At 61.9% G+C, this 12,837-nt stretch carries 16 protein-coding genes; 1 reads left to right on the forward strand and 15 read right to left on the reverse strand.

All coding sequences use genetic code 11. The features are described 5' to 3' along the window. Positions 1–11 precede the first annotated feature (11 nt). The 13 genes from HYG82_RS43855 to HYG82_RS43915 form a co-directional block, all read right to left on the reverse strand. On the reverse strand, positions 12–563 hold the full coding sequence (locus HYG82_RS43855) for a hypothetical protein (protein WP_235218299.1): 552 nt from the start codon (positions 561–563) through the stop codon (positions 12–14). A 3-nt stretch (positions 564–566) separates the two neighbouring features. After that, a complete protein-coding gene (locus tag HYG82_RS43860; protein ID WP_235218300.1) occupies positions 567–1,484 on the reverse strand; it encodes a phage tail tube protein in 918 nt (305 codons plus the stop codon). Positions 1,485–1,522: 38 nt separating this feature from the next. Next, positions 1,523–2,041, reverse strand: coding sequence for a hypothetical protein (locus HYG82_RS43865; RefSeq protein ID WP_235218301.1), 519 nt, complete (start codon positions 2,039–2,041; stop codon positions 1,523–1,525). Then, entirely contained in the window at positions 2,042–2,464 is a 423-nt protein-coding gene (locus HYG82_RS43870) for a hypothetical protein (protein ID WP_235218302.1), read from the reverse strand. Positions 2,465–2,467: 3 nt separating this feature from the next. After that, positions 2,468–2,650: a hypothetical protein gene (locus HYG82_RS43875; protein WP_235218303.1), complete on the reverse strand. Its 183-nt coding sequence runs from the start codon at positions 2,648–2,650 to the stop codon at positions 2,468–2,470. Further along, a complete protein-coding gene (locus HYG82_RS43880; RefSeq protein ID WP_235218304.1) occupies positions 2,650–3,402 on the reverse strand; it encodes a hypothetical protein in 753 nt (250 codons plus the stop codon). Before HYG82_RS43880 ends, HYG82_RS43875 begins: the two co-directional genes overlap by 1 nt. A 5-nt stretch (positions 3,403–3,407) precedes the next feature. Next, positions 3,408–3,716 carry a hypothetical protein gene (locus HYG82_RS43885; RefSeq protein ID WP_235218305.1) on the reverse strand — a complete coding sequence of 103 codons (309 nt, stop codon included), beginning with the start codon at positions 3,714–3,716 and terminating at the stop codon, positions 3,408–3,410. Between the two features lie 3 nt (positions 3,717–3,719). Then, positions 3,720–4,133, reverse strand: a complete 414-nt coding sequence (locus HYG82_RS43890; protein WP_235218306.1) for a hypothetical protein — start codon at positions 4,131–4,133, stop codon at positions 3,720–3,722. Positions 4,134–4,135: 2 nt separating this feature from the next. Next, on the reverse strand, positions 4,136–4,507 hold the full coding sequence (locus tag HYG82_RS43895) for a hypothetical protein (RefSeq protein ID WP_235218307.1): 372 nt from the start codon (positions 4,505–4,507) through the stop codon (positions 4,136–4,138). Positions 4,508–4,519: 12 nt separating this feature from the next. Next, positions 4,520–5,467 carry a phage major capsid protein gene (locus tag HYG82_RS43900; protein WP_235218308.1) on the reverse strand — a complete coding sequence of 316 codons (948 nt, stop codon included), beginning with the start codon at positions 5,465–5,467 and terminating at the stop codon, positions 4,520–4,522. A gap of 2 nt (positions 5,468–5,469) precedes the next feature. Continuing rightward, positions 5,470–6,948: an XkdF-like putative serine protease domain-containing protein gene (locus tag HYG82_RS43905; protein WP_235218309.1), complete on the reverse strand. Its 1,479-nt coding sequence runs from the start codon at positions 6,946–6,948 to the stop codon at positions 5,470–5,472. Positions 6,949–7,143: 195 nt separating this feature from the next. Further along, complete coding sequence (locus HYG82_RS43910; protein ID WP_235218310.1) at positions 7,144–7,710, reverse strand: hypothetical protein; 567 nt, start codon at positions 7,708–7,710, stop codon at positions 7,144–7,146. Further along, a complete protein-coding gene (locus HYG82_RS43915) occupies positions 7,711–9,579 on the reverse strand; it encodes a phage portal protein (RefSeq protein ID WP_235218311.1) in 1,869 nt (622 codons plus the stop codon). It abuts the gene before it with no gap. Between the two features lie 70 nt (positions 9,580–9,649). On the opposite strand from HYG82_RS43915, the gene HYG82_RS43920 reads away from it, so the two are divergent. Further along, positions 9,650–10,192: a hypothetical protein gene (locus tag HYG82_RS43920; RefSeq protein WP_235218312.1), complete on the forward strand. Its 543-nt coding sequence runs from the start codon at positions 9,650–9,652 to the stop codon at positions 10,190–10,192. Between the two features lie 376 nt (positions 10,193–10,568). On the opposite strand, the gene HYG82_RS43925 is transcribed toward HYG82_RS43920, so the two are convergent. Both HYG82_RS43925 and HYG82_RS43930 read right to left on the reverse strand, forming a co-directional pair. Continuing rightward, positions 10,569–12,203 (reverse strand): phage terminase large subunit family protein, encoded by a 1,635-nt coding sequence (locus tag HYG82_RS43925; protein WP_235218313.1) that lies wholly within the window; start codon positions 12,201–12,203, stop codon positions 10,569–10,571. After that, a complete protein-coding gene (locus HYG82_RS43930; RefSeq protein WP_235218314.1) occupies positions 12,196–12,822 on the reverse strand; it encodes a hypothetical protein in 627 nt (208 codons plus the stop codon). Before HYG82_RS43930 ends, HYG82_RS43925 begins: the two co-directional genes overlap by 8 nt. Between the last annotated feature and the right edge of the window lie 15 nt (positions 12,823–12,837).

The following is a 12,837-nucleotide window of genomic DNA, read 5'->3' on the forward strand; positions in this document are numbered from 1 at the left end:
ATCCTCGTAGCTCATGCCGTGGGCGAGTCCGACGACGATGTAGTAGTCGAGTTTCGCTTGCCCGTCGAGGTCTCTGAGGCTTCGGTCATGGTCTCTGTCGAGGACGTCGAGGACCTGTTTCCCGGACCACCTGCGACGCTGAGCGAGTTGGTCTTCGCCTCGAGCCAGTCTGCGAACGCCGGATGACAGTTAGCAAGGGACGAGAACGTCTCTTTGAGCTCCTCGTCGGAGCCGCCGTACGGTGCGTTGGCCGTGCTGGCGGCGGTGAACCAGAGGGTTCGCTCGTCTTCGTCCGCAACCTCGGGAATTTCACGATACATCATCGCCCGCTCACCTGCGGTCATCGCACCGAGTTCGATCTCGGTGTCGGCACCCCACTCCTCTTCGTCACGCTGCCACTCAAGGCCGTTCCGGAAGTACCGGAGCCGATCGCGGCGGCTTTCGGTCGCCGTGTACTCGTCCGTCCCTTCTTCCAACTCCTTGAGGCTCTCGTCGAGCTCATCGATACGATCATTCAGCTTCTCGAACTCGGCGCCGAGTTCGTAGGTTTCGGTTGTGAGCATGGGTTAGGCAGTGGTCGTCGTCGCCGACACATCCGTAACGTGGTAGTCGATGGGTTCCGACAGATCAGCGTTCGCAGCGACGAGATCAGCCCACGAGTATGACGCCGGCTGGCAATCCGTCAGACTGTACTCGATCGTCGTTCCCTGGCCGTTCGCGAACGAGAGGGTCGCCGGAACCTTGCCGACGGGCCCATCTCGGGAGTTGTCGACTGCTGCAGCGAGCTGGTCGCGCTCCGTGAAGGTAGCGTCCGTCGAGAATGACGGCTCTATCGCGTCGACGACAGCGTCATACGGGTGGCGATCCTGACCGCGCCGGAACCGTGCCAGCCCAGACAGCGAGAGCGTCGTCGACTGCATGAGAGGCTGGTTGAGTGTGTCGACCTTGAAGGTCGCGCCATGCCACGAGAAGACGTCTGCATCGGACGGCTTCTGGACGGTGCTGGGGGCTGTTACATCACTCGGCTCGTCGCCGTACAGCAGCGTCAGTTCGACCGTGATATCGCTACCCTGTTCGTAGCTGATCGTCGCGTCCGGAACGATCGCGCCGGTCGGTGTCCGCGTCTCGGTCGTCCCGTCGGGCATCTCGGCCGCGCAGTACCACGTCGACGACGGTGCGCGCATCGGCGAAGTCGGCAGCGCCGTCCCACCGTCGGCGAAGATGAGGTCATGGAAGTTGTCGTCGGTCATCGAAAACGACACCGACAGCGCGCCCTCGAAGTTGCCCTCGCGAGAGCCTGCCGGCGTCGGGTCGTCCGGGTGGCGACTGCGCTCGAGCGCCTGCTCGACCGTGAGATCGCCGACCGTGATGTCCATCCCGGGCTGGATCCAGTCCGGGCTACCGTCACTATCGCTATCGACGAGCGAGCCCATGTAGGACTGCTCGAGTGCGTACGCGACGGTTGCCGATCCGGCGCCCGTCATACTATCCCTCCGTCAGTGTGCGTGTGTCGTATCATGGTTTAGATTGTTTCGTAGCCGGTGAGTTCGGCCGTCCACGTCCAGAAGAACTCATCCTGCCACTCCTGGCTGCGGTCAGTCGGCTCGCCGACGGTCACTGTGTGATAAGCCACGCGACCGATCGGATCGGCGTCGGGGTCGACCGTCGGGTAGGAGAGTTCCTGCTGGATCGCGTTCTGTGCGTAAAGGGCGAGTTGCTTGGCGTTGGTACTCGAGTCGACGTGGCCCCACTCGCCATCCTGCGACGTCAGCCCCTTGAGCCGACAGTCGACGATTGTTGTGACGCGCCGGCGGTTGTCCGGGCCGGCGACCTCGGGGATCCGAGAGCCCAGCGAGGCACCGAGCGCGGATGCCCTCGTGAACTCGACCCCTTTGGTCCGTTCTCCCGTCTCGAGAACCTTCGGCTCGTCGCGGTTGACTCGGTACAAACGCTCGGTCCCGTCCTGGTCGGCTGGCCAGTCGCCAGGCCAGTTCGTTTTGATCGTCTCGAGGACCCACGTGACTTCGTCCTGGACAGCCATCTACAGCTCCCCCTCGAGTTGGTCGAGCGCGTCGCGGATCGCCCGCGACTCCGGGATGCCGCCCGTCTCACTTCCCCAGTTAACGCTCTCCGTTTTGACCCACTGGCCGATTTCCTCCCAGTAGAAGTGGAGCATCGGATTCCCCTCGATCGTGTGGGGATCAACGCCCCACTCGAACAGGGCCGTAAGGCCGGGCCACTCAATACGGATCGAGACGCTGTCACCGTCTCGCTCGACAATCGGGCCCTCGACGTCCTCCCAGATGTGATCTATATCGTAGTCGTGGCGCGAGGCGTACGCCTGCCAGTTCTCCTTGGCGACCTCGATCAGCCGCGGGCCGATATCGTCTCTGGCCTTCTGCTCGACGTCGTCCAGGACGGCCTGCTCGAGTTTCGAGGTGAAGCCACTCTCAAGTGTTGCCATCAGTTAGACCCTCCAGGATTCGTGTGCATCATACTCGCCGAGATCGGGCGTCTCTCCCCGAGGGTCTTCATCGTACGTCTCCGCAACTCGAGCCTTCACCTCTCGTTCTCTGGACGTCAGGAGAGCCACGAACGCCGCGAAGGCGAACGTGGCTGAGAGAACAAAGAGGAACGTACAATATTCCATCAGAGATACACCTCGAGGAGTTCGTTGGCCTTCGTGCGCATCTCGTCGGCCTTGGTCTCGACGTTGTAGAGCGTCGCGTTTTCTGGGATTGAAATCACGGCCTCCTCAACGAGCTCGGCGCCGGCACGCAACGCAACAGCCCGGCGGACGTTCCGCGGGATCCCTTCGTGGCCGTAGTCGAAGGTGACGTAGACTGCGTTCGAAAACGAGTCGAGGTAGTACTCGTCATCCTCGTCAGCGTCTTCTTTGAGGAAGTTCGTCGTGTCCAGGTACAGATGCGTCCACCCGCCGTTGTTCACTCGCAGGACGTAATCCTGTCCGAGTGCACCAGGCCACGGGCCACCGTCGTAGTCGTTGCTTGCCACCCAATCGGTGTACCCACCATCGCTATCTCGAACGAGGAGCTCGGTGGTCGACTCGGCATCACGACGAGCGAGTTCGATCCGAGTATAGTCATCCTGCCACGTTTTCGGAGTGGCTGGCTCGCCGACGAGGTGGGCCCCACCAGTAGGGATGTCCTCCTCATCGTCCCTTGACTTTGGCTCAGTGGGGATGTCGATGTCGGTCGCCTCGCTCAGGATGTCGGAACCGGTGGGGGCGTACCAGTGGCGCTTCAACGACTTCTCGAGCGGTTCGGTCTCCGCGGCGATCGCGTCGACGGCGATCTGCTTGTCTTGGGAGACGTCCCCCGGCAACTGAGCTTTCCGGAGCGCCCGCCGGACGTCCTCGAGCGTACAGTACCCTGTGGCCATTTAGATCACCGCGGGTTGTTCCGCGCTTCGGCACTGATCGTTGTCCCGTTCGTACTGGTCAGGCGCATCATGTCGGCCTGCGGGACGTCGACGATGTAGGTTCCGGTCTCCGAGAGCGTCCGGCTATCCACTTCGTAGGTGCCGACGTCGCCCACAATCTCGATCGTCAGTGTGTCGTCAGCGTTCCCTTCGAGGTTCTCGAGATCGACACAGATCGCCGGTGTGTGATAGCCGTCGATCGAGGCGGTCGCCGTCTCCGCAGCGGCGAATGTCTTCGAGTCCGCGATGGTGGTGCTGGCGTTCCATGCGGGCATGGGTTACCCCTCGATCTCGGCACGACGGACGCCGATCGCGTCGTAGACACCAGCGCGATCCTTGCCCGCTTCCTCGTTCTCGCGAAGCGTCTCGAGATGGTCATCCCAGTCGCCAGTCTCGAGTTCGGCTTCGATGTCATCGATGGTGAATTCTTCAGGCGCAGTGACGACCGAGTTCTTCGTCTCGGCACCGTCATCGTCGGCCGAGTCCTCGCTCTCGTCGCCTTCTGCATCGTCTCCTGCGTTCTCCTCTTCGACGTCGTCTTCGGGGCCGTCGTCGACGTACTCGAAGTCTCCGACGTTCTCGACGAGATGGTCGGCCAGGCCAGGAGCGACGTCGCCCTCATCTCCGGGCTCGAAGGTCACACCGCCGGTGCGATACCGTCCTCCGTCAGCTGTGTAGCGTACTCGAGGCATCGTTAGGCACTCCCGGTGGCGACGACGACCCAGCCCGAAGCCGTGCCGTCGATGTTGCGGACGGTCGCCGTTGCACCTGCTGCCGTCATGTTCGATGGTCCAGTCCCGACGAAGTCCGCGTCGGCAAACGACAGCGTCGGTGTGTTGGCGCCGCCCTTGTGGACGACGGTGACCTCACGACCTTCCGTTTCTGCGTTCGAGAGATCGACCGTGTTGGTCCCGTCGGCGGTGACGACGTGGACGTCCGTGTCCTCGCCGACGACCGTATCCGCCGCGTTGGCAGGCGCATCGGTCGTGACGTTTCCGGGTGCGCCATCGTTGAGCGACTCACCGTCCTCGTACCGTCGGCGAATCTTCTCGTTAGTGGTTGTCATCTACGGTCCTCCTTAGGTCTGGATGCCCGTGACGTGGACTGCCGCCTCTTCGTCCTCGATCGCGAAGTCGTCGCGAACGCGCATGAAGTAGCGAGCGAAGAGGTCGTTCTCGGCGACCTTGTCCGTGTTCGTGAGGACGCGGATCTCGACCTCGTCGTAGAGACCGTAGACGAAGTTCTGCGGGTGCGTGAACACTGCCGTGTCTTCCGGCCACGCAGCGACGCCGACGACGTCATACGAGAACGGCGTGATGTCCTCGTCGCCGAAGATCACGGCCGATCCCAGCGGGTCCTCGCGCTCGGTCAGCGCCATCCGGTACTGCTGGACCTTGTTCTCGTTCATGTAGAACACAGGCTCGAACCGGTCCGACCGGAGGTACTTGTTCGGCATCGCCTGGATCGACTGGTCGAACAGCGACGTGTCGACCGGCTGGGCGTTGCCGTTTCCGTCGGTGTGGTCGTAAGTGGCTGTATCCGACGAGTTCGATAGGATCTTCAGCCAGCCGTCGTTCTGGTTGATGAACGCGTCTCCGCTGGACTCGTCGCCGTTGATCCCGAGGTCCTGAGTGTCGACGGCAAACTGGCGAGCCAGCATGTCCAGGACGATCTCGTCGACGTTGTCGAGCGTGTCGTCGACGGACTCTCGAGAAAGATCGTACGAGAGTGTTCCCTTCTCGACGTCCAGGCTCACGGCGTCGGTGTTGACCTCGCCCGAGCCGGAGTCGCCATCATTTTCTGCGGAGGCGCGACGCATGCGCTCGCCGACGCTGATACGCGGGAGGTCCATCTGCGGTCGCGGGAGATCCTCCGTGCGGGCCCCCTCGAGCATGGTCGCCGAGTCGACGACCTTCTGGTACCACTCCTCGAACAGGTCACGCGGCAGGACGCCGCCGGCCATGTCCGTGGTGTCGAGTTTCTCGAGTGCCTTTTCGTTCTGCGTTCGGGTAGAGTGAATGCTCATCGTTAGTTACCTCGTGCCTTCCGCGGGTCCAGCGTGAAGCCGCTGCCCTTCTCGTTCTCCTCGTTTTCGACCTTCCCGATCTGCTGCGTGTCGGTACCGGTCTGTTTCGAAATCTCGTCGATACGCGCCTCGAGGTTCTTCGCCCACTCGGGCTTCTCCTTGTCTTCGCTGTCGTCGATGGCCTTTTCCTCGATCTCGTTGACGCGTTCGTCGAGGCTCTTCGCCCACTTGGGGGCGTCAGCCATCGGATCGTCAGCGTCGCCGGTGTCGGCGTCTTTGTTGCTCTCGAGGTCGTCGATACGGTCATTGAGGGCCTTCGCCCAGTCAGGGGCGTCGGCCATCGGATCATCTTCGTTTTTGTCAGTCATGTCAATAGTGTCTGAGTCGTTCGGCGTGTCGCCGCCGGTGGCGTGCTTGTCGTCCGCTTCCTCTTCCTCCTCGTCCTCGTCTTCGTCGTCCTCGTCGGGAGTCGACCACGTCCGGGCGCTGTGCTCGGAGAGATCGAACGTCGTGTCTTCGCGATCGGTGAAGCGCGTCATGCCGTGATCGACGCCGGCGTCCTGGAGGATGTCCAGCGAGGCATCGATCGTCGCGTACAACGAGTGCCGGTTCGACGTCGAGAGGGTACGTCCCTCCTTGGCGGTCTCCGTGCCGCGGTCCTTCCGTGGGTCTTCGTTGGGCGTCTCGGCGACGCTCGCACCGTCGTCGGCGCCGAGGAACGTGTCCACCGCGGCCTTGCCGATACGGTGGAAGATGCTCTTCTCGCCTGGCTCGGCCGAGCCGTCGACGGCGACCGCCTCGTTGAGGACGTCCCAGAGCCGTTCGGCCTCCGATTCGGAGTGACCGCGCTGCTGGGCCTCCTCGAGGAAGCCGTCGGGATCGCCGAGGTAGTCGCCGAGGCGCTTCTCCGCGTCGGCTTTCGTCTCGAGGATCTGGGCATCGGGGACCGCCGGGATGTCGACGGCCGAGACCTCGCGGATCATCCCGTCGGTGAGCTCCCAGACGAGGGCGTCCTCGCCGAGATCGTCGGGGATCGCGACGTCGTCGACTTCGTCTGTCTCGTACGGGCCGTTCCAGTCGACTTGGATAGCCCCGATCGAGTAGCCCTCGAGGATGCCGTCAGCGATGAGCTCCCAGAGCGCGCCCTCGTTGATACGCCACTCCTGGACCCACGCACCGGCATCAACGGTCTGCCCGCCGATCTCTTCGGACTCGTCGAGGACCTCGTTTCGCTCGAGTTCCATCCATCCGTCGGGGAAGACGGCATGCATGATGCCGCCGCCTGCCTCGCCGGCATCGACGAACGCCTCGAACTGGTTGGCGAACCCGCGGATGGTCTCCTCGCGGGCGAAGTCGTTCTGGAGGTCCGCCTTGTCGGGGACCATCACGATACCGGCGGCGATCTGTTCGTCGTCGTCCTTCGTGACGAACTCGACGTCCTTTCGGAACTGCTCGCCGCCTGCCTTCGTTACCGGAGGCATGCGTCAGTCCTCCTGTTCATCTTCGTCGGCGGCGTCCGCGTCGGCGTCCTGGAGTTTCCGGGCTCGACCGGTAGAGAGGACGCCACGCTTCTCGCCGCGCTCTTGGTTTTTGTTGGTCATGGTCAGAATCTCCCGGTCAAGCCTTCTGTCCAGGGGAGTCGGGTGCTTCCTGGGTCATCGGCAGGTCGCGGAGGATCAGCGGTGTTGCTTGTACGTGCCGTCCACCTCGAAGATGACGACGTTCATGCCGATCCAGTCGACGTTGCCGCCCGAGGCGTTCCGCAGCTCGAGCAATTTGTTTTCACCTTCGTCGACGGTGAACGCAATCGAGTCGACGATCTGGGCTGCCACGTTCGTCCCCATCCCGCTCCCGGGGACGAAGTCCTCCAGGAACGTCGTCCCGTGAGAAGGAAGCGTCCCCGTATCACCGGTCGTACTCCGCTCGACGGAGCCGCTGAACGTCCGCGGCGACCCCGACTGTAGGTTGTGGGCCGTCACTGCCTCGCCCGTGTCGCCTGCGTCGGCGTTGAACGAGACGTCGATCTCTGCCCGGCCACTCGCCCGCGGCAGGAGGACGATGTCATAGTCGTAGCCGCTCCCGGCGGGGTTGTTGACGAATAGGTAGATACTCTCGCCGTTTCCGAGGCCAGCGGTGTGCCGGTTCGAGACCGTGAAGCCGCGACCCTTGTTGATGAGAAACGACTGGAGATCGATCGTCGGCTGCTGGAACAGCGCGGACTTGATGTTCTTGACGATCCCCATCTATATCCCCCCAGGAATGTCATCTGGCATTTCGTCCGAGTCCGGCATCGGACCCTCTGGCAGCCTCGAATGGAAGTTCGTCACTTCGATATACGGATAACTGAGGCGTATATTCTCATAGTGATAGGATCCGTGACTGCCGGCGTTGACGAGTGACGACCAAGTCGAAGCCGGGACATCGACGTAGGCGTATAGAGAGTTCTGTCCGTCCTCGCGTTTGAACGAGAGATACAGTTCTCGCTCGCCAAAGTCGTACAGTCCCTCATCCAGGTTTGAGCTGTTGAACTGTGTTTGCTCAATCGGATCTTTGTCAACCAGATCAGCCTCGACGTCGGCCCAGTCACGTTCCCCGATCTTGTTTTCTTCCGGAGGGAGTTGCTCCTCGAGCGATGGCGGCCGATCAGGCTGCTCGGTAGAGCCACCGTCGAGATCAGTGAGTAGCGTATCGCCGTCGACAGGGTGATCGTCGGGCAGCGGATCCCAGCCAGCGGCCTCGCGGGCTTCGTCGACGGTAACTGCCCGGCCAGCAGCGGCGACGCGGTTGCGGGCCACTCGAGCGTTTTTCTCTGGCCGATCAGCTCCCCTGAGCTCGAACTGGATCGTCCAGTCGTCGACGCCAAGGGCGGTCTGGTGAAGGATCTTGTAGAGTCGGGCTTCGAACTTCTTTTGCTCGGGAGCGATGACGTCCTCGGCAAATTCGCGGACCTGCTCTTTCGAGTTCGACCGGTTCGAGGTGTCGGTGACGTTGATCAGGATCGGCGGGACCTCGTGGACCTTCGCGATCTCGTGTTCGTTGCGCTCCCGAAAAGCCTGGAATTCCATATCGAGATCCTCGCGAGAACCGACTGGGACCAGCTCGATCTCGATGTCGTTTCCGTCCTCTCCCTCCAGGTCGGTTTTCTGCTCGAACTCTTCGACCTCGAGGATCGCCGTCCTGTAGCGTGTACCTTTGAGGTTGTCCATCAGATTCCGGAGTTCGTCCTTCGAGTCCTCCGTGAGCGTTCCGCCGGTGACCTTGACGACGTAGTACGGGATGCCGTGATGGTCGAAGACGTCGTGATTCCACTCCTTCGCCGCCTGGTCAGCGCCCATCGTCTGCATAGCAGCGACCCAGTCGGGGATGCCGTAGTACAGCGAAAGTGGCGACGGGTTCGGGATGTAGATGAGTTCGTTCGCGGGATCGTTCTTGAGTTCGCTGGCGCTCGAAGCAGTCTCGCCGGTCTCCTTGTCGACGAAGATCTTGTCGTCACCGTAGCGATCGCCGGCTTCACCGAAGTACCGACGGCGGCCCTGTCGAACCTGGAGATAGCCGTGCCCTTTCTCGATGACCTCCTGTTCCTCGCCATCTTCGGTTCTGACTGTGCTGGATGACTTCCGGACGCGGACCGTCGTCGCCGGAACGTGGGCCAGCCCGATCGGTGTGCCGTCGCCCTCGACGAGGATCTCGAGTGCAGCCCAGCCGATCCCGTGATAGTCCTGCCGGCCGAGTTCGAGGACCTCTTCGGGAGTTGAGGCGGCCGTGCCTTCGGGCCCGATCTGCCAGCTCGAGGTGGCGCCGTGCCAGAAAGTCTCGACGGCGTCGTGGGCATCCCCGTCCGGATCAGGGTCGTCGGCTTGGGGGTGTTGGACGATCTTGAAGCCGTATCCGACCTCGTACCGGGACTTCTTTCGGATGCATGCCTGGTGGGTCTCGTTTAATTCCAGAAATGATCCTAAGACAGCAGGATCGTAGGGCGGTTGGATCCCGAGGCCGGCGTCGATCGCGATTCGGCGCTCGTCGAGTTGCGTCGTTTCAGCTGCCTTATTCTGCGGAGGCTCGTTCCCAAGCGTGGAAACGCTCAGACTGACCTCGCTACTATCGTCGCTCATCGAAGTACCTCCTGTGTGTGCGTCACATTGAATCCCTGAGTTTTATTATTCTGTGGATAGAGTGTTATACATGGCCGAAAGAGTCTGTGAAGATTGTGGTAGGGAGTTTGATAACGTAAAGTCGTATGCGGGCCACCGGACCGGGTGTGGGAATCTTCCCTGGGACGATCCTGAACTTCTGGAGCGGTTGTATCACGAGGAGAAGTTATCGACGTTCCAGATAGCCGAACGCTGGGAAGATGTTGAGCAGCCAGGCATCTGGTGGATGTTGGAGAAACACGGCATCGAGACGCGGTCCTCGGCCGAAGGAATTCGCACACGGTATGCGTCGAACCTGACCAAGGCGATTTCGAGCGGCCGGATTTGGTTCCAGTTCGTCGAGTACGGCGAGGAGCGGACGTTCCTATTGTCGCAGTTGGTTGCTCTCCTCGACAACGCTGCAGACGATGTCTTCGACGACTCGACGCACGTTCACCACAAGAACAGCCACCCCATTGACGACCGGTCTGAGAACCTCGAAGTGCTTCCCATCGAGGAGCATCTATCACACCACGGGAAGGAAACGGTGGACGCCATCGCAAGGGATGAGCACGGCAATTTCGTGAAGGAGTAGCCAGCGTCTCCGGGTTGTACGGCGGCTGGATCCCGAGGCCAGCGTCGATCGCGATGCGACGCTCGTCGAGTTGCGTCGTCTCGCGGGCCTTCGACATCGTCTTCCCGTTACCGAGTGTCGAGACTGAGAGCGATACTTCGGACGTCTGTTCCTCAGTAGGATCGCTGTCTGAGTCACTCATATTCGAACCCACCCAGTTTTAACGCCACACTCATCACAGACGGCCCGAATCTCCGGGACTTCTTGCAGATACTGCGGATCCTCCGAGGGATCGGCCTGTATCTCCACTTCTGCATCAACGTTGCCGCACAGGGGGCAGGTGATGAACTTCCGTAGAGCTCTACGAGCCGCATTTTCGGTGGTTGTGTCTATCATGTTAGAGGTAACTCACGCCACTGCCGCCATCGCCGTCCTCACCTTCCTCGCCGCCATCGCGATTGTCGACGCCATCGAGGGCGCCCATCGACTCGAGCCGGCGGAAGCCTTTCTCAGCCATGTACCACGAGGCGATCAGGTCCGGCGTGTGGCCGTGGAGCTTCCCATCGCGACGCTCGAGTGACTGCATCGCCGTGATGAAATCCTCGGTCGGCCGGTGCCCTCGGTGGAAGAGGATGTAACCGTTATCGACGAGCGTCCGGATCCGCGGGATTCCGTTCTCCCAGCTGTGTTTTTGGCCGGACGTCGTCAGTCCAGTCACCTTCGCGGCCAGCTGGGCGTCGAACTCGATCGCGTCCTCGGCCACGTACGACTGCATGCCGTTATCCTCGATCACGATCAGCGCCGGGTCGTACCGACGGTCGAACTCGAGGAGCTGGTTCTTGACCTCGCTGGGCTTCATGCCAGCCTCGGCGTGAGCGTCCAGGAGGCGACGTCGACCGTCGCGCTGCAGTAGCCATACCGAGAAGGCAGCATCGTCTCCTGTCGGCGAGTTCGCCGGGTCGTGGCCCAGGATGATCGCCTCGCCAGGTCCGGCGCGATACTTCGGCGGTGGGTCACGATCCGAGATCGAGCAGCCGCCCTCTTCGGCTGGCTTTCGGACGTCCGTGGCATCAATCAGGTTTCCGCTCGAGCCCATGATGACGAGGCAGTACTCGCGCCAGAACCGATGGTCGGCCATCTGCGACCGTTTGTTGGCGAGCCACTGGGGGCCTCGAGCCTCCGGCCAGAGGACCTGGAGCGTTTCTCCCTCGTTCCACGGGTTTTCGACTTCGGTGTAGAGCTCCTCATCGGGCCGACGATCTTCCCAGTCATCATCGGCGCCGAACTGCTGATCCCAGTAGTCCAGCACTGCGGGATACTCGTCGAACTCGTAGCCCTCGAGGGCTCGGTAGTCGTTGTAGATATCGTCGGGCCGTTTCCGGGTGCCGATCATCACCGTGCGTCCGCCCTCCTTGACCATCGGGACCGACACTGCCTGGATCCAGTCTAGGACGTCCTCGGTATCCCCGTCGCCCTTCTCCTTGATGATGTCGTCCAGGACGAGCAGGTGGGCGCGGTCGCCCTCGATCCCGCCGAAGAGCCAGCCTGAGTTCATGACCGAGCCGTGGGCCCACTCCTTCGCCTCGATCGTGTCCTTCTTCCGCGGCCCGTTCAGGTTTGTGAGCCACGGGTTCCGCTCGACCATCTTCCAGAACTCGGTGTCGGCTTTCTTCTTCACCGAGCCCTGGTTGTTCATCGCCCAGATCGCCCGAAAGCCATCCTTGTACTCGAGCGAGGCGATGAGGTAGGCCAGCGTAATCGTCGTCTTCAGCCCGTCGCGGTGGCACAGCAGGACGCGGTCGCCGCCGTCGAACGCTTTCAGCCAGCGTTCATGGTGGTCGCCAAGGAGGTGGTACTCGTCTTCCTCCATCTCCTCGGCCATGTAGTTCCGAGTCAGCTCGTTGGCGTACGTGATCCAGTCGCCCGTCTCAAACGGGTTCAGGAGATCGCGTTTGATCTCGGGATCGGAGACGATCTCGAGGAGTTGCTCGGCGCCGGCATCGACGTCGTCAGTCTGGATCGCGCTACTCATCGTCACCACCAGCTGCAGACTGCTTCTGTTGCTGCCGGATGAGCTCTCGAGCGATCTCTTTCTCTTCCTCGCCGAGTTCCTGCGTCGTCGTTTGGTCGACGTTCGCATCGACCGTCGCCTCCAGCTTGTCCGCTGGCTTCTCGATCACGCCGAATTCGCTGGCCCACTGACGGGCCTCACGGAGGAATCGGTCGTCATGAGTCCTGAGGTACTTGAGATACGCTTGTCGGACAACGTCTGCAGCGAAGTCCTGCCCGTGGTCCTCGAGGTCAAGCGCCTCCATAGCCGCCTGCTCCTTTTCCGACAGCGTTGATTCTTTCATGAAATCCTGGAATTCGGAGTAGGCACCGTGCTCGTAGTTGCCGTTATTCTCGCCACGGTTGTCGACGGCGCCGAGATGGTGGCTGCAGGTCCCCTCGCTCTTCTCGTCGACACCCCAGCCGGCGGCGAGCGTGCAGTACGGCACGTCGTCCCGCTCCCGGCCGTGTTCCGTGGGCGTCGTTCGCTCCGATTTCTGGGCAGCACAGATCCGGTGGCTCTTGTCCGAGTCCGGATGGACCGGGTGGCCCTCCGCGTCGGTCGGGGCCTCGGGAGCAATCTCGAGATCGTGGTCTGTCATGGCGTGTTCGTCAGC

It is taken from the genome of Natrinema halophilum, from assembly GCF_013402815.2.
GTDB classification, from domain to species: domain Archaea; phylum Halobacteriota; class Halobacteria; order Halobacteriales; family Natrialbaceae; genus Natrinema; species Natrinema halophilum.